An 18,411-nucleotide genomic window follows, 5' to 3' on the forward strand; every position below is an offset into this window, starting at 1 on the left:
AAAGCAATTAGGGGCGAAAGACGCACTCATCTTAGCCAAATTGGGCCAAGATTGGTATGTTTCAGACGTTCTTTTTTCGCCGTTGTGACTGGTGCGATTGATGGGTTTCGAAGATGGCGGTGGCGACTATGATGGTTCCGCCTATCAGAGTATTGAGATTCAACGCTTCGCCTAAGATCACTAATGCCAACATGGCTCCGTAGAAGGGTTGTAGGCAGGAGACTAACCCCACGGTTTTAGCGCTTAATTGGCGTAATGCCGAGGTGAATAAGGCATGGGGCGCGGCGGTAAACACCACTCCGAGCAGCACTATCAGGCCCCAGGTCTCGAGGGAGATAGTCCGTAACTCGGTTTGATGCCAAGGCATAAGAAAAACTGCCGCCACTAAGGTCTGATAAAACATGGCATGGGGGCCACTATATTGGGAAAAATAGCGCTTTTGCAGTAAGTTACGGGCGGTAAATAGCATCGCCGAGACAATCCCGACCGCAATCCCTAGGGTTGTATCGTTGCCAAGATTAGCTTCGGGGATCAATAGCACCACGCCTATCAGCACTAAAACACCGCTGATAATGTCCATCAGCTTGATTTTATTGCCTGTTAATAACGGCTCGGCAATGACTGTCATCACCGGATAGGTGAAGAAGGCAATCATACCTATGGCGACCGATGAGAGTTGCATCGCGGCAAAGTAGGTGACCCAGTGCAAGCTGACTACCACGCCTAAGCCGATAGCGACCAGATAATCCTGTTTGCTGGCAAGGCTTAAATATTTACCGCGGAATTTGATGAGTAATGCCAACACCAAGGCCGCGACCACACACCGTAAGAAGGTGATATCGAGTGCGCTTAAGGGAATTAACTTTGAAAACAAAGCTGTGCCGCCAAACATCAGCACAGCTAAATGTAATTCGATTAATCCCGAAGGTTTACTGGTCTGGCTCAATTGGGTCGCCGTAGTTAGTCGGCTGACGCCTGATTTTTCAGATTAGCAAAGGCTTGACCCATACGAGTTACTGCTTCAGGCTCAACGCCTTCGGCGAAGGTGTCGATAGCATCTTTAGCAAACAGCATGACGACGGTACTGCCAAGCTTGAAGCGACCCATTTCTTCACCTTTATCTAAGGTAATGGCGTCTGGACCTACTGTTGGATATTCCCATGTGAACACTTGCTTACCTGTTGGCGGCGTAATAGTGCCTGCCCACACGGTTTCGATACTGGCCACAATGGTCGCACCCACTAATACCATAGCTAGCGGGCCAAGCTCGGTTTCAAAAATCGCCACAACACGTTCGTTGCGAGCAAACAGGCCTGGCACATGGCGCGCCGTTAAGGGATTAACGGAAAACAACTCGCCCGGTACATAGGTCATTTTCGACAGTGTGCCCTTAATCGGCATGTGGATGCGGTGATAATCCTTGGGAGCCAGATAAATCGTCGCAAAATCGCCACCTTCGAAGCGTTTGGCATCTTCGGCTTGGTCGCCCAGCAAAGTGAGTGAAGAATAGTGATGGCCTTTAGCTTGGAAAATACGGCCATCCTTGATGGGGCCAAGTTGGCTGACGGCGCCATCAACGGGATGCACCATGATATTGGCCGCAGTATTAATTGGGCGAATACCTGGCTTTAGTGCGCGGGTAAAAAAGTCGTTGAAGCTTTTATAGGCTTCGGGTTCGCTCTGAGCCGCTTCGCTCATATCGATTTTATATTGCTTGATAAACCATTTAATCGCGGCAGTCGTTAATGCGCCAGCTTCGGAAGCGGCAAGTTTACCGACTAAGCGAGATAACAGGTGCTTTGGCAGCATGTACTGCAGCGCAATTTTAACTTTATCCAATTTATGTTCCTTTCCTTTATGTTGCTCAACTTAGGTTGAGACTTGTTTTACGTTAATTTTATGCGAGGCGATGGCGTTAGTTATTCATCGCTTTGGGCGCGAAAATGCCGTGCGTGGCGCTGCTCATCAAGGCTTGCGATAATACGATGGTAGTTATTAAAGCGATCTTCGCTAATTTTACCCGCATCGACAGCGGCTTTTAAGGCACAACCTGGGTCATCGCCATGCTTACAATCGCGGAATTTGCAGCCACCTAAAAAGTCTCTAAATTCGATAAAACACCAACCGACACGTTGGGCGGGTAAGTGCCAGAGGGCAAATTCGCGCACACCGGGGGAATCGATTAAATCACCACCGCTGGGTAAATGCAGCAATTTAGCCGTGGTGGTCGTGTGTTGACCCAGCCCCGAGTTGTCGGAGACATCGCCTACCAATAATTCGGCTTCGGGCAGTAAGGCATTGACCAGTGAAGATTTGCCTACACCGGACTGGCCAGCAAATACGCTCACCTTATCTTTCAGCAGGGCTTTAATGGTATCTAAACCCTCGCCTAATTTACTGCTGACCTTATACACGGGATAACCGATATCTTCGTAACGCTTTAAGGCGGCTTCGATGGCGGGGGCTTCTTCTGGCGTTAGCAGATCAATTTTATTCAAAATGATGATCGGCGGAATATCCGTGTCTTCGGCTGCCACTAAGTAGCGGTCGATAATCTGGGTGGTAAAGCTAGGCAGCACGGACGACACAATCAAAATTTGGTCGATATTCGAGGCGATAATTTTCACGCCATCGTATAAGTCGGGACGCGAGAGGGAAGAGCGTCTTGGGTGTACTGCTTCTACAATTCCGGCAATGCCACTGTTGGCTTGGGTTTCAATGGCGAGGCGTACAATCACTTTATCGCCGGTGACTAAGCTTTTAATGGTGCGGCGAATATTGCAGCGCACGATTTGGCCATCTTCGGTTTCAATATCGGCATGTTGGCCAAAGCGGGAGATCACGGTTCCGCTCTGTTCTGGGCCGAGTGAGCTATCCTGTAACTCAGGCGCATTTTTATCACCATTGTCACGATTGAGGCGTTTCTCGTGATTGGCGCGCATACGGCGTAATTGGCCTTGGCTTAGGGGTTTCTTTTTACTCACTGATTTGTCTTCGTCAATTAGATGATTTTTTGTGTCTGAAAAAAGCAGTATGATACACGCTCTTGAATAAAAAAGCCTGAATTTAGGCTAACTGACATGATAAGGCTGAATTATGGCGGCGGACGCGAATAATCTCATTTGGATCGATCTCGAAATGACAGGGTTAGAACCCGATGTCGATAGAGTCATTGAAATTGCTACCTTAGTAACAGACCAAGAACTCAATATTATCGGTCAGGGGCCTGTGATTGCTATTCATCAATCGGATGATGTGCTGGCGGCCATGGATGATTGGAACCAAAAACACCACGGTGAATCGGGTCTGATCGATAGAGTGCGTGCTAGCCAAGTGAATGAAGCACAGGCCGTTGCACAAACCATCGCATTTTTAGAGCAATATGTACCTAAGGGCGCCTCACCTATGTGTGGTAACAGCGTGGGCCAGGACCGTCGTTTCTTAAATCGTTATATGCGTGAACTGGAGGACTACTTCCATTATCGCAATCTCGATGTGAGCACGGTAAAAGAGTTAGTGAAGCGTTGGAGTCCTGAAACCATGGCGGGTTTCAAAAAGCAAAATACCCACCAAGCGCTGCAAGATATCCAAGAGTCGATCGCGGAATTACAGTATTACCGCAGCAAAGTATTTAAAATTTGACCGATCAGCAGATAAATCTGCAAGAAGGGGTTGCAGCCGCATAAATTTTTCATATAATGCGGCCTCAACTTTTTGATGCGGACACGAAGCGCTGCTCATATAAGTGATTTAAGTGATTGCGACATTAGCTCAGTTGATAAAGGTTAGGAGACGATACCTTTATGAATGTTGAAGGCAAATGTGGCAGCGGTACAAAAGGCGACATTAGCTCAGTTGGTAGAGCGATACCTTGCCAAGGTATAGGTCATCGGTTCGAACCCGATATGTCGCTCCAAATACAAATTTAGTGATTCACCAAGTCATTAAATACAGAATTATGCGACATTAGCTCAGTTGGTAGAGCGATACCTTGCCAAGGTATAGGTCATCGGTTCGAACCCGATATGTCGCTCCAATTTCAGACGGTTACAGTCTTAAAATGTAAATGCGACATTAGCTCAGTTGGTAGAGCGATACCTTGCCAAGGTATAGGTCATCGGTTCGAACCCGATATGTCGCTCCAAATAAAAATTTAGTGATTCACCAAGTCATTAAATACAGAATTATGCGACATTAGCTCAGTTGGTAGAGCGATACCTTGCCAAGGTATAGGTCATCGGTTCGAACCCGATATGTCGCTCCAATTTTTCTTGTAAGCCTCCCCATAAAATCTTCTCCATTTCAAACTTATATATCACAACTTACGTAGTGCTACTTTGCTCTTTTGTATGCTTGGCATGTTTGTTCCGTTCTTGATTGTTCCAAGCACTTTTTTAGCACTTTCATCACTTTAATTTATTAATCTTTGTTTTCGCGGTTATTTTTAATGCTAATGCGGTTAAGAGCAGGCAGGATTTGCCTGCTCTGCGGCTGTAGTTGATGATGTTTTCTATTTTGTAAAAAATAAAACAGCAAGGTTAATGCGTGATCTGCGCCTTGTTTCTTCAAGATTTCCTAAATTAGATGGCGTTGCGAAAGTTAAATTATGACCTTGTTCAAATATTCGTAACGCTTTTACTTACATAATGAATCCAGACAAAGTTAATAGCGCCAAGTAGTTGGCTTAACACTGGAGTGCATTGTATGCGTATTCAACAATTACGTGATTTACTTGAGTATGTGGCGAACTGCCGCTTAGATATGGCGCAACTCTATGGCCGACTGAACAATCAGGCCGATTCTGCCCGCGTGAAGATGATGCTGGAGTATTTTGAGTCTCATCAAAAACATGTGGCTGAAAAATTGCGTGATTATATGGATGAGGCGCCCGTTAGAGTATTAGATACTTGGTATAAAGACTTTGTATTTGAAGACTTTACTAAGCGCTGCCAAGACACTATGTTACCCGCCAATATGACCGAAGATGATGTGCTTAATCTGCACCTCGATTTAGAAAATCGACTGATCGGCTTATTGGAAAAAACCGTTAACTCAACTACTGCCGAGGATGCGCGCACCGCATTAGAGGGCCTGATTCGAGTAGAGAAAACTCAGCAGCAACGTTTGGTGCATAGCACAATTCGGATGGACGATATCTAATTCGATTCAGAATGACCTTTCAAAGCCAGCGTAATGCTGGCTTTGTTGTCTTTACCGGATGAGTATTTTTCACTTTGGACGCTTTTTGCATGGCAACTGATTTACGTCATAATTTTTGGGGGCGGTTTTTGCTACTTTCTTGATCTCATTGGTTGATTTGACCTTGTAATGCTTGGTTCTCACCAATCACAGGGTGTGTTAGGTGAGCTGTCCTTTTGATTATTTGTCGCGCAGGAGATCCTCTATGGCACAAGATTTATCGAGTTTACCCACGGCGCTTTATACGCAGCAGCAGGTGAGAGCCGCTGAATTGCTCGCTGTTTCAGAAGGGGAAACCACTTTATATCAATTAGTTGAACGTGCTGGTCGAGCGGCATTTGAGTGCTTTACTCAGCAGAGTGAACGGCATCCTCAGCTTGAAGGAATGCCTTTACTGGTATTGGCGGGCAGCGGCAATAATGGTGCCGATGCGCTAGTTTGCGCGCGCCTAGTCTTAGAAGCAGGGCATCAGGTCAAGGTGTACTTACTCAAGACCCAAGGCACAGCTGAATTCGAGCAGGCACTTTCTGCCTATCTAACCAAGGGCGGTGTTATCGATGCCCCAAATATCGAAGCGATACAACAGGCACCAGTCATTATCGATGGTTTACTGGGCACGGGAGTTAAGGGCGCCGTGCGTGAGGATATTGCAGCACTGATCCATGCCATCAATCAGAGTGAGGCTTGGGTGCTGAGTTTAGATCTGCCCTCGGGGATCGTTGCCGATACTGGCGTTGTCGCTCAGGTCGCCGTGATGGCGGATGTGACTCTGTGCTTTGGCGGTTTAAAACAGGGGCTTTTGACCAGTAAGGCGAGACACCACTGCGGCCATTTAGCCTTTGCCGATCTGGGATTAACGCCATTTTTCGATGCAGAGAGTGCAACGCGAGTCGGCGGTGAAATGTTAAAAAGCCATTTTGCCGCAAGAGCACGGGACAGCCACAAGGGGCAATCGGGTAAGGTAACGCTGATCGGTGGTGATTTTGGTATGGCTGGAGCCATTCGCCTCGCCAGTGAAGCCTGTTTACGTGCGGGCGCCGGATTGGTGACTGTGATCAGCAGGCCAGAGCATCAACTGACAGTAAACGTCTCGCGCCCCGAATTGATGTTTTGGGGCTGTGAACTGGTCGATATGGAAGTCTATCTGCGCCTAGGTTGGGCACAGGTGGTGGTACTTGGCCCCGGTTTAGGAAAACACGACTGGGGTTATAACTTGTTTAAAGCCGCGGGCTTAAGCGATAAACCCTGTGTGCTCGATGCCGATGCTCTGAATCTGCTCAGTCAAGAACCGCGCAGGCAAACTAACTGGGTACTCACGCCTCATCCTGGGGAAGCTGCGCGGCTCTTGGGATGCAGTGTCGCCGACATTGAGCAGGATAGATTTGCTGCCGTGCGTGCTCTGCAGCAAAAATATGGTGGCGTGGTGCTGCTCAAAGGCGCGGGCACTGTCATTTTTGATGGAAAACAGATGGTCGTGGCACCTGTTGGTAATCCTGGGCTTGCGAGTGGTGGGTGCGGCGATGTGTTATCTGGTATTATAGGCGCACTTATGGCTCAAGGAATGGATAACATGCAGGCGACCGTTGTTGGGGTTGTCGTTCATGGCTGCGCGGCCGATTTGGCTGCAGTGCAGGGTGAGCGGGGCATGTTAGCCAGCGATTTGATGCCTTTTATTCGCCAATTAGTAAATAGTGATTTACTCTAGGCGCTGTAAAACTTAAGAACAGGACATTCCCGTGCTTAAGTTGCCTCCTCCATCCATAACAGCAGTGATAAAAGCGGAAATGACAGAGTTAACCTTTCAATTAAATAACGAAGACGAGACTATTGCGGTTGGGCAAAAACTGGCCCGCCATATTCAAGCGCCTTTGACTCTGTATTTGACGGGGGATTTAGGGGCGGGGAAAACCACTCTGAGCCGCGGTTTAATCCAAGGATTAGGGCATAAAGGAGCGGTAAAGAGCCCGACCTACACTTTAGTTGAACCTTATGAGCTAGATGGTGTCGAAGTTTATCATTTTGATTTGTATCGTTTAAACGATCCTGAAGAACTCGAGTTCATGGGGATCCGTGATTACTTTACCGATAGCAGCCTGTGCATTGTGGAATGGCCCGACAAAGGTCATGGACTCTTGCCCGATGCCGATATACACCTGCATTTAAATTATGTTAACCAAGGACGTGAAATCCAAATTCGAGCCTTAACAGAATCAGGTAAAAAGCTATTAGCCGCAATAAAATAAAAACAAAGATGACTAAAAATAAGCATTACTTTCAAACTATTACTTTTTTTCTGTGCGCTTTTTTTGCTGTAGCAGCCCACGCGGCTAACCAGCTTGAGGGCGTGCGTATTTGGGCTGCTCCCGAGTCGACCCGGGTGGTGTTCGATTTGAGCGAAGCGCCTAATTACACTTATTTTTCCCTCGATGGGCCCAATCGTTTAGTGGTCGATCTGAAAAAGGCTTCGACAAAACTGAGCCTGAAAAATATCGATAACAACAGTAAATTGGTTAAAGGGGTTCGCGTCAGCAAATCACCCACTAAAGGTGATTTACGTTTGGTGATCGATCTAGTTAAGCCATTAAATGCTAACCTGTTTTCTCTACCTGTGACGGCGCCCTATGGTAATCGTCTGGTGGTCGATCTCGAGGATAAAACCTTAACCACGGCGACAGCTGTGGTGAGTTCAACTCCCGTTAAAACGGTTACTCAATCGGCGCAATCGTCCCGTGATATTGTGGTGGCCATTGATGCGGGTCATGGTGGTGATGATCCTGGTTCTATTGGGCCTTCAGGTGTTTACGAGAAAAAAGTCGCACTGGAAATAGCAAAAAGAGTGGCCAGTAAGATTAACGACACGCCGGGTATGCGCGCCGTGATGATCCGTACCGGCGATTACTTTGTGAATTTGAACAAGCGCTCCGAGCTCGCCCGTAACAGTAAGGCCGATTTACTGATTTCTATCCACGCCGATGCCTTTACCTCGCCCCAGCCAAAGGGAGCGTCAGTGTGGGTGTTGTCGATGCGCCGTGCGAACAGTGAAATTGGTCGTTGGTTAGAGCAAAAAGAGAAACACTCAGAACTCTTGGGTGGTGCAGGGGAAATTATCCAAAATACCGATAACGAACAGTATCTTGCAATGACTCTGCTCGACATGTCCATGAACAGTTCGATGGCCATAGGTCACTCTGTTGCTGGGGATATTTTGAAGGATCTCGGTTCTGTAACTGAGCTGCATAAGAGTCGCCCTGAGTCTGCGAGTCTTGCGGTATTAAAATCCCCCGATATTCCCTCCATTCTGGTGGAGACAGGATTTATCTCGAATCCGAAGGAAGAACGGTTACTTAATAGCAGTCGCCATCAGGAAAGTATCGCAACCGCTATCCATAAGGGCGTTAGCCGTTATTTCCACAATAACCCGCCAGCAGACACCTTGCTCGCGAAGCGTAATAGCGGTGGCACAACGGCCAGCACGAGCGCGAAATCATCCTCGGGAAATATTAAACACAAGGTGAGCCGCGGCGAGTCACTTTCGGCGATTGCTCAGCGTTATCAAGTGCCTATGGCAAGCATTAAGCGCGCCAATGGCATGAAGACGGATGTGGTACAACTCGGGCAAACACTCGTCATTCCTGAGAGTTAATAGGATGAAGTCTATGGGGATCCAGATCCTTCCGCCGCAACTAGCCAACCAAATCGCCGCCGGAGAGGTGGTCGAACGGCCGGCTTCTGTGGTGAAGGAACTTGTCGAGAACAGCCTAGATGCAGGGGCGACGCGTATCGATATCGAAATCGATAAGGGCGGCAGCAAGCTGATTAAGATCCGCGACAATGGTTCGGGGATCCCAAAGGATGAGCTGGCCTTGGCCTTGTCACGCCATGCCACCTCGAAACTGCACTCTCTTGACGACCTTGAAGCCATCCTCAGCTTTGGTTTTCGCGGCGAGGCATTGGCGAGTATTAGCTCAGTTTCCCGCTTAACCTTGACCTCGCGTACGGCCGAGCAAACGGAAGCCTGGCAGGCTTATGCCGAAGGCGTCGACATGGCGGTTAAGGTGATGCCGGCCGCGCATCCTGTTGGTTCAACTATCGAAGTTGTTGATCTGTTCTTTAATACGCCCGCCCGTAGACGTTTTCTTAAAAGCGATAAAACCGAATTTACCCATATTGATGAATGGTTAAAACGCATTGCGTTAGTGCGTGGGGATATCCACTTTACCTTGACCCACAATGGCAAAACCGTACGTAACTATCGTCCGGCGATGAATGAGCCGCAGTATTTGCAGCGATTGACTCAGGTTGCTGGACGCCAATTTGCCGATGAGGCGTTGCGGGTCGAATGCCAACACGACGACCTACGTTTAAGTGGTTATTTACAGTCGCCTTGGTCAACGGTGTTAACCGACACCCATTACTTTTATGTGAATGGCCGCTTAGTGCGCGACCGTTTAGTCAATCATGCGGTTCGCCAAGCATTTGCCCAAAAAGCCGAGGTCGAACAGCCGGGTTATGTGTTGATGCTGGATATCGATCCCCATCAGGTTGATGTGAACGTGCATCCGGCGAAACACGAAGTGCGCTTTCATCAGAGCCGTTATGTGCATGATTATATTCTGCAGGCACTGCAATCGGCGCTCGAAGAAGCGGGCGAGCTGGGTTTTGAGCGTCCTTTCGAGCCGAGTTCGCCACAGGTTGGGGATGAGGTCTCTCTCTCTGAATCTGAGGCGAAGTCACAAACAGAGCATCATGCCTTCGAGCTGCAATCGCCTGAATCTAAAAAGCATTCAACTTGGGATGAAGCTTCACGTGTTGATACTTCTCGCGCCGAAATGTCACGGGAAAGCCGGGTCGATTCGCCGCTAGGTGAGCGTACTCGGGATAATGCCAGCGCGCGTCCGTATTCTGGCGTGCAAAGCAATGCCTACGGCAGTATGGCCGTTCCGCGGGAGTCACGCAGTGGTTCGGCTGGGGAAAGTGGTGCCCGAGCGGAGCTTCCTTCTAAGGCGGCTATCGCCAGTTACGGCGAATTATTGCAAACGCCATCCTATAGCGTGCAGGACAAGCCGTATCAACCCGTGCTTGCAATGCCCGCCATACTCAATGGTCAATATTGGGTATTAGCGCAGGGGCAAAACCTGAGTCTATTGCCGATTCAATCTGTGGCGTTAGCGACCCGTAGCCATGAGATTGAAACAAAGCTGGCAACTGGTTTGATAGGTCAGCCCTTATTGATGCCAGTATCGATTGCCGCCGATACGGATTGGCCGGCATTACTCGAAGAACATGAAACACTTATCCGGCAATTAGGATTAGAGCTAACAATTCGCTATCAGCAGTTGATAATTAAAAAAGTGCCCCCATATCTCAGGGATAGCCAGTTAGCGAAGGTGATCCCCGAGTGGTTGCAATCGCTACGTTTTGAAGCGCCAGCACCTAATGCATTGGCTGTGTGGCTGGCAGAGCAGAGTTTGACTGGATTTACCTCGGCACCGGATATTTGGGCGGCCTATTGCCAGTTAACTGAAGAGAAAAGACAGCAAATTGCCAATAAAGCAGTATCCTTACCTTGGCAATCGTGGCTAGAAGAGCAAGCAATTGAATAAAGAATTACAGCCAAAAGTGGTTTTTTTGATGGGACCAACGGCGTCCGGAAAAACCGCTTTAGCACTCGAATTAGCCGAAAAGCATAATTGCGAGATTATCTCGGTTGATTCAGCATTGATCTATCGTGGCATGGACATTGGCAGTGCTAAGCCCTCTGCCGAGGAATTAGCGCGAGGTCCGCATCGACTGATCGACATCCGCGATCCGGCAGAGAGCTACTCCGCCGCCGATTTTAGGGCCGATGCGCTGCGCGAGATTGAACAGATTATTAGCATGGGCAAGACCCCGGTATTAGTGGGTGGGACCATGATGTACTTTAAGGCGCTTTTAGAAGGATTATCGCCGCTACCGAGTGCCGATGAGGCGATTCGGGCCGATATCCAAGCCGAAGCGGACGCAAACGGATGGGAAGCACTGCACGAGCAATTAAGGGAGATAGATCCCGTATCGGCAGAAAGAATTCATCCTAATGATCCACAAAGGCTTTCAAGAGCGATAGAAGTATATAGAATAAGCGGTAAGAGTCTGACCGAGTTAACTCAAACCAAGTCGGCTCCTTTACCCTACGATGTGGTGCAATTTGCCATTGCGCCCCGTGAGCGCAAAGTGCTGCATGAGTTAATCGGGCGGCGTTTTCGGATAATGTTAGAGCAAGGTTTTATTGATGAAGTCGCCCAGCTGAAAGCGAGAGGTGACCTACATTTAGATTTGCCCTCAATGCGTTGCGTGGGATATCGACAATGTTGGCAGTATCTCGATGGTGAATTTGACTATGATACTATGGTCGAAAAAGCCGTTGCCGCTACTAGGCAATTAGCTAAGCGTCAATTAACATGGTTGCGTAGTTGGCCAGAGTTGAATTGGCTTGAAAGTGGTGCTGAGGGGAATTTAGTTACACTTATGCGTCAATGCCGCTAGCTTATTAGCCCTTGCTGTATAATACTAAAACTAAACAAAAAACTTCACTGATAACGATTTATTTTTATATAAATTAAAAAGGAAATAATAAAATGGCTAAGGGGCAATCTTTACAAGACCCATTTTTGAACGCACTACGCCGCGAGCGCGTTCCTGTATCAATTTACTTGGTAAACGGCATTAAACTCCAAGGACAGGTAGAGTCGTTTGATCAGTTTGTCATTCTGTTGAAAAACACAGTGAGCCAAATGGTTTACAAACACGCTATTTCTACCGTAGTACCTGCTCGTCCATTTAACGTTGCTGGCCATCAAAATGCCCAGGGCGGTTATGGCGCGCAAGACGATATGCCAAGTGGCGAATAAGTTTTAGTTTGAGGAGTTTGCTTCTTGTTTGATCGTTATGAGGCGGGAGAAACAGCGGTTCTTGTCCATATCGACTTTTCCGATGAGGAACGCCGAGAAGACTTAGTCGAGTTACAGCTATTAGTAGAATCAGCTGGAGCACGCTCAGTCGGGGTCATTACTGGAAGTCGACGCTCACCAGACCGTAAGTTTTTTATTGGTTCTGGTAAAGCCGAGGAGTTAGCTGCATTAGTGGCTGCAACCGAGGCTAATGTGGTTATTTTCAATCACGCCTTGAGTCCTGCTCAAGAGCGAAACCTTGAACAGGTGTGTCAGTGCCGAGTATTGGACCGAACCACGCTGATCTTGGATATTTTCGCTCAACGTGCTCGGACCCATGAAGGTAAGTTACAGGTGGAGCTAGCGCAATTGCGCCACATGTCAACTCGTCTTGTGCGTGGTTGGACTCACCTTGAGCGCCAAAAAGGCGGTATCGGTTTACGTGGTCCGGGTGAAACCCAGCTAGAAACCGATAGACGTTTGCTCAGGGGCCGCATTAAAAATATCAATAAACGCTTAGAGCGTGTTGATAAACAACGTGAGCAGAGTCGCCGCGCCCGTAAGCGTAGTGACATGCCAACAGTCTCATTAGTGGGTTATACCAACGCGGGCAAGTCAACGCTGTTTAATGCCTTAACCTCATCTGATGTTTATGCAGCCGACCAGCTATTTGCCACACTCGATCCCACATTGAGAAAGTTAGATCTGCCCGACGGTGCCGTGATTTTAGCGGATACTGTAGGTTTTATTCGCCATTTACCACACGATCTGGTTGCCGCGTTTAAGGCAACATTGCAGGAAACGCGTCAAGCGGAATTGCTGCTTCATATTGTTGATTGTGCTGATGAAAACATGGCGGATAACTTCGAGCAGGTGCAAAACGTGCTCGAAGATATCGATGCAGCCGAAGTGATGCAGTTGGTCGTTTGTAATAAAATCGACCTGCTTGAAGATGTCGCGCCGCGCATTGAATACGATGAACGCGGTAAGCCGGTACGCGTCTGGCTTTCGGCACAAAAACGTTTGGGATTTGATCTGCTCCTGAAGGCGATCACCGAGTTGATTGGTGAAGTTATTCATGAGTTTACACTTAAGATTCCGGCAACTGCTGGACATTATCTTGGCCAGTTTTATCGACTGGATGCGATACAGCAGAAAGAGTACGACGATCTGGGGAACTGTATTTTGTCTGTTCGTTTATCGGATGCCGATTGGCGCCGATTAGCTAAACAGAGTCAGGGTGAGTTAGAAACCTTTATCTTCGATCCGTCGACAGAAAAGGCTGTTTGTTAATAATCTAATTTATTTCATCCACTTATGGAGTGCTAAATGGCTTGGAACGAGCCCGGTAACAAGGGTAATGATCCTTGGGGAAATAAAGGTGGTAACGACAAAGGACCACCAGACCTTGATGAGGTTTTTCGTAATCTTTCAAAACGCTTTGGCGGCAAAGGCAATGGCTCATCAGGCCAGAGCTTTAGTTCGTTCAGCTTAATCATCATTCTTGCCATCGCTTTTGTTGTTTGGGGACTCTCGGGTTTTTACACCATTAAAGAAGCTGAGCGTGGTGTTGCGCTGCGTTTTGGTCAGCACATTGGTGAGGTGGGACCTGGTCTGCATTGGAAGGCTACGTTTATCGACCAGATTTATCCCGTTGATGTGCAGTCGGTTCGCTCCATTCCTGCTTCTGGCAGCATGTTGACCTCAGATGAAAACGTCGTGAAGGTCGAGTTGGACGTACAGTATCGTATTTTAGATGCGTACTCTTATCTGTTCAGTGCCGTTGATGCGAATGCCAGCTTACGTGAAGCCACAGACAGTGCGCTGCGTTATGTCATTGGCCACAACAAGATGGACGATATTCTGACCACAGGTCGTGATGCGATTCGTCGCGATACTTGGAAAGAACTCGAGCGCATCATTGAGCCGTACAAATTAGGCTTAGCCATTGTTGACGTTAACTTTTTGCCAGCTCGTCCACCTGAAGAAGTGAAAGATGCTTTCGACGATGCGATTGCGGCGCAAGAAGACGAACAACGCTTTATCCGTGAAGCCGAAGCTTATGCTCGTGAAGTTGAGCCTAAAGCGCGCGGTGAAGTTGAGCGTATGGCGCAACAAGCGAATGCCTATAAAGAGCGTGAAATTCTTGAAGCTCGCGGTAAAGTGGCTCGTTTCGAGTTGCTGTTACCTGAGTACCAAGCGGCACCTGAAGTGACCCGCAAGCGTTTGTATCTCGATGCAATGCAGCAGGTGATGACAGATACCAACAAGGTGCTTATCGACGCCAAGAACAATGGCAATTTAATGTATTTGCCTTTAGACAAGTTAATGAAAGAGAAGCCTGTGACTACGCCAGAGGTTGAGCATAAGGCTCAGCAGAACGTCAATTCTTCATCTATGTCAACGACTCGCATTGGTGAGCCTTTGAGTGGACGCCCTTCTCGCGAGGACCGTGCTCGCCAAGGGAGGGAGTAATCCATGGGTAGATTAGGTATTGTTCTGATTGCCATCGTATTAGGCATAGGTCTGTCATCTGTGATGGTCGTTAACGAAGGCGAGCGTGCGATTGTGGCGCGTTTCGGTGAAATCGTTAAAGACAACGTTGATGGCAAACCAGTGACCCGCGTTTTCGCCCCAGGCATACACTTTAAAGTGCCTGTGATCGATAAAGTGAAGTTACTCGATGCGCGTATCCAAACCTTAGATGGTGCGGCCGATCGTTTCGTCACCTCTGAGAAAAAAGATTTGATGGTCGACTCCTATGTGAAGTGGCGTATTTTCGACTTCGAAAAATACTACCTCTCCACTAACGGCGGGATTAAGTCGAATGCTGAGACCTTACTACAACGTAAGATCAACAACGACTTACGTACCGAGTTTGGTCGTCGCACTATCAAGGAAATCGTTTCTGGTAAACGCGATGAGCTGCAAAATGATGCGTTAGAAAACGCCTCTGAAAGCGCTAAAGACCTAGGTATTGAAGTGGTTGACGTTCGTGTGAAGCAAATCAACCTACCCGCAAACGTGAGTAACAGTATTTACCAACGTATGCGTGCCGAGCGTCAAGCTGTTGCCAAAGAGCACAGAGCACAGGGTAAAGAGCAGTCTGAAATCATTCGCGCCACGATTGATGCCAACGTGACCGTGAAGATTGCAGAAGCCGAGCGTAAAGCCTTAACTATCCGCGGTGAAGGTGATGCGCAAGCAGCGAAGATTTATTCTGACGCTTACAGTAAAGATCCTGAGTTCTTCAGCTTCTTACGTAGCTTAGAAGCTTACCGTGCGAGTTTCTCCGGTAACTCTGATGTGATGGTGTTAGAACCAGATAGCGAGTTCTTCAAATATATGAAGAGCACTTCACCTAAGAAGTAAGCAATCAATAATGTATTGAAATGGGTCCTGACAACAGGGCCCATTTTTTTATCTGCAGGAAAATATAAAGTTGCAAAATGGGAGTTGGAGTTATATTAGCGATGCATGGATTATGCCGACCTCACAGTCCATTTGCTCAAAAAGTATATCAAAACGATTAAAATCGCTTAATAGTAGTACTTTTTTTGTCCATTTTATAAAAAACACGCAATCTCCCTAACTTAGTTGAGTGTTTTCACTATGATCTGCTTCTAATTTTTAGCTATAATGAGCCCCGCTTCAAACTTCGATTTTTGCCCATGGTGATAACTAGGGGGCAGAAAGTCTTTGAAAAACAAAAATTCCAACACCCTCTGGGAGATAAGTGGATGAGCAATGCGCCAGTCGATACCGGACGTCGCAGATTCCTGACAGCCGCAACCGCCGTAGTAGGTGGTGCTGGTGCCGTCGCTGTAGCGGTTCCTTTCATCAAGTCATGGAATCCGAGTGCCAAGGCGAAAGCTGCAGGTGCGCCGGTAGAAGTAAATATCAGTAAAATTGAGCCAGGTCAGCTGATCCGTGTTGAATGGCGTGGAAAACCTGTATGGGTTGTCCGTCGCACAGAAGCAGTGATTAATGAACTGCCAACACACGACGATAAGCTAAGAGATCCAGCGTCTGCAGAAATGCAACAACCTGAATATGCAACAAATCCTCTGCGTTCTATTAAGCCAGAGTATTTTATTGCCGTCGGTATTTGTACCCACCTAGGATGTTCACCAACTTATTTACCAGATTCATTTGGTGAGCAAGTTCAAGGCGTGACTTCTGGTTTCTTCTGTCCATGTCATGGTTCTAAGTTCGATATGGCGGGCCGCGTATTCCAAGGCGTTCCAGCTCCATTGAACCTAGTTATCCCTCCACATCAATACGTTGATGATGGCACCGTTATCATCGGTGTAGATAAAGGAGTGGCGTAATGGTTAAGAATTTAATTAATTGGATCGATGCGCGTATCCCAATGACGGCGACTTATAACCGTCACGTGGGTCAGTATGCGACGCCAACTAACTTTAACTTCTGGTACTTCTTCGGTTCATTAGCCATGTTGGTATTGGTTAACCAATTACTGACGGGTATCTGGTTGACCATGAACTATGTACCAACAGCAGAAGGTGCGTTCGCCTCTGTTGAATACATCATGCGTGACGTAGAGTACGGCTGGTTATTGCGTTATATGCACTCAACTGGTGCGTCTGCATTCTTCGTGGTGATCTACTTACATATGTTCCGTGGTCTGATTTACGGTTCATATCAAAAGCCTAGAGAACTACTGTGGCTATTCGGTATGTTGATTTTCCTCGTGCTGATGGCTGAGGCCTTTATGGGTTACTTGCTGCCATGGGGACAAATGTCTTACTGGGGCGCGCAGGTAATTATTTCTCTGTTCGGTGCTATCCCTGTTATCGGTGATGACTTAACCCTGTGGATCCGTGGTGACTACGTGATCTCTGGCGCGACACTGAACCGTTTCTTCGCTCTGCACGTTATCGCACTGCCATTAGTGTTAGTGGTTTTAGTGTTCTTACACTTAATCGCTCTGCACGAAGTGGGTTCAAACAACCCAGACGGTATCGAAATCAAGAAGAACAAAGACGAGAATGGCTGGCCAGTTGATGGTATTCCATTCCACCCATACTACACAGTTAAAGACATTATGGGTGTTGCGGGCTTCCTGATCGTGTTCTGTTACGTACTGTTCTTCATCCCTGAAGGCGGCGGTTACTTCCTTGAGAAGCCAAACTTTGAAGCGGCTAACCCAATGAAGACACCAGAGCACATTGCACCTGTATGGTACTTCACTCCGTTCTACGCCATTTTACGTGCTGTTCCCGATAAATTGGGCGGTGTGGTAATGATGGGTCTGTCGATTGCAGTACTGTTCGTGTTGCCTTGGTTAGACCGTTGTAAAGTGAAGTCAATTCGCTACCGCAGCACGCTGCACAAGTTGAACATCGCTCAGTTCGCTGTATCGTTCATCGTCTTAGGTTACTTAGGCGCTGTACCTGCAACACCAGAGCTGACTATTGTTGCACGTATCTTCACTGTGACGTATTTCGGCTACTTCTTATTACTGTGGTTATACAGCAAAAATGAGAAAACTAAGCCTGTTCCAGCGAGGTTGACACACTAATGAAAAAATTACTGATTGCATTAGTTACATTGATCCCGACGCTGGCAATGGCCGCGAGTGGACACAATGTACATTTAGAAAAAGCCAATGTTGATCTGCATGATAAGGCTTCTTTAGAGCGTGGTCTGGATATGTTCCAACACTATTGCTCTGGTTGTCACAGCACTCAGTATCAACGCTATGAGCGTGTGGCGAACGATATCGGTATTTCTGCCGATGATATGCGTAGCAAGTATATGTTTACCGATGCCAAAATCGGTGAGCTGATGCAAAACGCGATTCCACACAAAGATGCGGCTAAGTGGTTCGGTGCAACTCCACCAGACTTAACCTTAGTAGCACGTGTTCGTGGCGAAGATTGGGTGTATTCATACCTCAAAGGCTTCTACAAAGACCCAAGCCGTCCATTCGGCGTAAACAACACTGTCTTCCCATCTGTGGGCATGCCACACGTTCTTGAAGAACTGCAAGGCACACCTGTTAAGCAAGAAGATGGCACTATTGTGGTCTCTGGTGGTAAGTTAAATGCAGAAGAGTACGACCAAGCAGTTCGTGATATCACTGGCTTCTTAGTCTATTCGGCTGAACCTGTTAAGTTAGAGCGTAAAGCGCTAGGTTGGTGGGTACTTGGATTCCTGTTTATCTTCTTTATTGTGGCCTACCTCTTGAAGAAAGAGTACTGGAAAGATGTACACTAGGCACCAATAACGGGTAAAATATAGTATCCGCATAGTGTAAACG

Annotated in this window: 17 protein-coding genes and 4 tRNA genes; 18 read left to right on the forward strand and 3 right to left on the reverse strand. The window is 47.6% G+C overall.

Annotated features, from left to right (window positions below; translation table 11 throughout):
- Positions 1–61: 61 nt before the first annotated feature.
- From CBX96_RS17485 to rsgA, 3 genes are all read right to left on the reverse strand, one after another.
- On the reverse strand, positions 62–946 hold the full coding sequence (locus CBX96_RS17485; protein WP_109287557.1) for a DMT family transporter: 885 nt from the start codon (positions 944–946) through the stop codon (positions 62–64).
- Positions 947–960: 14 nt separating this feature from the next.
- Complete coding sequence (asd, locus tag CBX96_RS17490; protein WP_011627258.1) at positions 961–1,839, reverse strand: archaetidylserine decarboxylase; 879 nt, start codon at positions 1,837–1,839, stop codon at positions 961–963.
- A gap of 80 nt (positions 1,840–1,919) precedes the next feature.
- Positions 1,920–2,984: a small ribosomal subunit biogenesis GTPase RsgA gene (gene rsgA, locus CBX96_RS17495; RefSeq protein WP_089068525.1), complete on the reverse strand. Its 1,065-nt coding sequence runs from the start codon at positions 2,982–2,984 to the stop codon at positions 1,920–1,922.
- A 112-nt stretch (positions 2,985–3,096) separates the two neighbouring features.
- Here rsgA and orn point away from each other — a divergent pair, with 112 nt between their 5' ends.
- The 18 genes from orn (at position 3,097) to CBX96_RS17585 (ending at position 18,368) form a co-directional block, all read left to right on the forward strand.
- Positions 3,097–3,642, forward strand: a complete 546-nt coding sequence (orn, locus tag CBX96_RS17500; protein WP_086902935.1) for an oligoribonuclease — start codon at positions 3,097–3,099, stop codon at positions 3,640–3,642.
- 198 nt (positions 3,643–3,840) lie between these two features.
- Positions 3,841–3,916 (forward strand) — tRNA-Gly (locus CBX96_RS17505).
- A gap of 44 nt (positions 3,917–3,960) precedes the next feature.
- A tRNA-Gly gene (locus CBX96_RS17510) sits at positions 3,961–4,036 on the forward strand.
- Between the two features lie 32 nt (positions 4,037–4,068).
- Positions 4,069–4,144 (forward strand) — tRNA-Gly (locus CBX96_RS17515).
- A 44-nt stretch (positions 4,145–4,188) separates the two neighbouring features.
- A tRNA-Gly gene (locus CBX96_RS17520) sits at positions 4,189–4,264 on the forward strand.
- 440 nt (positions 4,265–4,704) lie between these two features.
- Positions 4,705–5,160: a hypothetical protein gene (locus tag CBX96_RS17525; protein ID WP_011621393.1), complete on the forward strand. Its 456-nt coding sequence runs from the start codon at positions 4,705–4,707 to the stop codon at positions 5,158–5,160.
- A 244-nt stretch (positions 5,161–5,404) separates the two neighbouring features.
- Positions 5,405–6,904, forward strand: coding sequence for an NAD(P)H-hydrate dehydratase (locus CBX96_RS17530; protein ID WP_109287558.1), 1,500 nt, complete (start codon positions 5,405–5,407; stop codon positions 6,902–6,904).
- 79 nt (positions 6,905–6,983) lie between these two features.
- Positions 6,984–7,442 (forward strand): tRNA (adenosine(37)-N6)-threonylcarbamoyltransferase complex ATPase subunit type 1 TsaE, encoded by a 459-nt coding sequence (gene tsaE, locus CBX96_RS17535; protein ID WP_011621395.1) that lies wholly within the window; start codon positions 6,984–6,986, stop codon positions 7,440–7,442.
- Between the two features lie 8 nt (positions 7,443–7,450).
- The gene (locus tag CBX96_RS17540; RefSeq protein WP_086904172.1) at positions 7,451–8,842 is read left to right on the forward strand and encodes an N-acetylmuramoyl-L-alanine amidase; all 1,392 of its coding nucleotides are present in this window, start codon (positions 7,451–7,453) and stop codon (positions 8,840–8,842) included.
- A 13-nt stretch (positions 8,843–8,855) separates the two neighbouring features.
- Positions 8,856–10,802, forward strand: coding sequence for a DNA mismatch repair endonuclease MutL (gene mutL, locus CBX96_RS17545; protein WP_109287559.1), 1,947 nt, complete (start codon positions 8,856–8,858; stop codon positions 10,800–10,802).
- Positions 10,795–11,721: a tRNA (adenosine(37)-N6)-dimethylallyltransferase MiaA gene (miaA, locus tag CBX96_RS17550; protein ID WP_109287560.1), complete on the forward strand. Its 927-nt coding sequence runs from the start codon at positions 10,795–10,797 to the stop codon at positions 11,719–11,721. Before mutL ends, miaA begins: the two co-directional genes overlap by 8 nt.
- Positions 11,722–11,813: 92 nt before the next feature.
- A complete protein-coding gene (hfq, locus tag CBX96_RS17555; protein WP_011070934.1) occupies positions 11,814–12,086 on the forward strand; it encodes an RNA chaperone Hfq in 273 nt (90 codons plus the stop codon).
- Between the two features lie 24 nt (positions 12,087–12,110).
- Positions 12,111–13,418 (forward strand): ribosome rescue GTPase HflX, encoded by a 1,308-nt coding sequence (hflX, locus tag CBX96_RS17560; protein WP_086904174.1) that lies wholly within the window; start codon positions 12,111–12,113, stop codon positions 13,416–13,418.
- 36 nt (positions 13,419–13,454) lie between these two features.
- Positions 13,455–14,600 (forward strand): FtsH protease activity modulator HflK, encoded by a 1,146-nt coding sequence (hflK, locus tag CBX96_RS17565; RefSeq protein ID WP_011715790.1) that lies wholly within the window; start codon positions 13,455–13,457, stop codon positions 14,598–14,600.
- A gap of 3 nt (positions 14,601–14,603) precedes the next feature.
- A complete protein-coding gene (gene hflC, locus CBX96_RS17570; protein WP_109287561.1) occupies positions 14,604–15,497 on the forward strand; it encodes a protease modulator HflC in 894 nt (297 codons plus the stop codon).
- Positions 15,498–15,865: 368 nt separating this feature from the next.
- Entirely contained in the window at positions 15,866–16,456 is a 591-nt protein-coding gene (gene petA / locus CBX96_RS17575) for a ubiquinol-cytochrome c reductase iron-sulfur subunit (protein ID WP_011715792.1), read from the forward strand.
- Positions 16,456–17,670, forward strand: coding sequence for a cytochrome bc complex cytochrome b subunit (locus CBX96_RS17580; protein WP_011715793.1), 1,215 nt, complete (start codon positions 16,456–16,458; stop codon positions 17,668–17,670). Before petA ends, CBX96_RS17580 begins: the two co-directional genes overlap by 1 nt.
- On the forward strand, positions 17,670–18,368 hold the full coding sequence (locus CBX96_RS17585) for a cytochrome c1 (RefSeq protein ID WP_109287562.1): 699 nt from the start codon (positions 17,670–17,672) through the stop codon (positions 18,366–18,368). The genes CBX96_RS17580 and CBX96_RS17585 overlap by 1 nt, the downstream gene beginning before the upstream one ends.
- Positions 18,369–18,411 lie beyond the last annotated feature (43 nt).

The organism is Shewanella sp. BC20 (assembly GCF_003129585.1).
GTDB lineage: Bacteria > Pseudomonadota > Gammaproteobacteria > Enterobacterales > Shewanellaceae > Shewanella > Shewanella seohaensis.

Bases quoted from the DNA above. Each gene is read 5' to 3' on its own strand.
- CBX96_RS17585 (WP_109287562.1), top strand. From the start codon at position 17,670: ATGAAAAAATTACTGATTGCATTAGTTACATTGATCCCGACGCTGGCA.
- CBX96_RS17525 (WP_011621393.1), top strand. From the start codon at position 4,705: ATGCGTATTCAACAATTACGTGATTTACTTGAGTATGTGGCGAACTGC.
- CBX96_RS17540 (WP_086904172.1), top strand. From the start codon at position 7,451: ATGACTAAAAATAAGCATTACTTTCAAACTATTACTTTTTTTCTGTGC.
- hflK (WP_011715790.1), top strand. From the start codon at position 13,455: ATGGCTTGGAACGAGCCCGGTAACAAGGGTAATGATCCTTGGGGAAAT.
- petA (WP_011715792.1), top strand. From the start codon at position 15,866: ATGAGCAATGCGCCAGTCGATACCGGACGTCGCAGATTCCTGACAGCC.
- CBX96_RS17530 (WP_109287558.1), top strand. From the start codon at position 5,405: ATGGCACAAGATTTATCGAGTTTACCCACGGCGCTTTATACGCAGCAG.
- tsaE (WP_011621395.1), top strand. From the start codon at position 6,984: ATGACAGAGTTAACCTTTCAATTAAATAACGAAGACGAGACTATTGCG.
- orn (WP_086902935.1), top strand. From the start codon at position 3,097: ATGGCGGCGGACGCGAATAATCTCATTTGGATCGATCTCGAAATGACA.
- mutL (WP_109287559.1), top strand. From the start codon at position 8,856: ATGGGGATCCAGATCCTTCCGCCGCAACTAGCCAACCAAATCGCCGCC.
- hflC (WP_109287561.1), top strand. From the start codon at position 14,604: ATGGGTAGATTAGGTATTGTTCTGATTGCCATCGTATTAGGCATAGGT.
- hfq (WP_011070934.1), top strand. From the start codon at position 11,814: ATGGCTAAGGGGCAATCTTTACAAGACCCATTTTTGAACGCACTACGC.
- CBX96_RS17580 (WP_011715793.1), top strand. From the start codon at position 16,456: ATGGTTAAGAATTTAATTAATTGGATCGATGCGCGTATCCCAATGACG.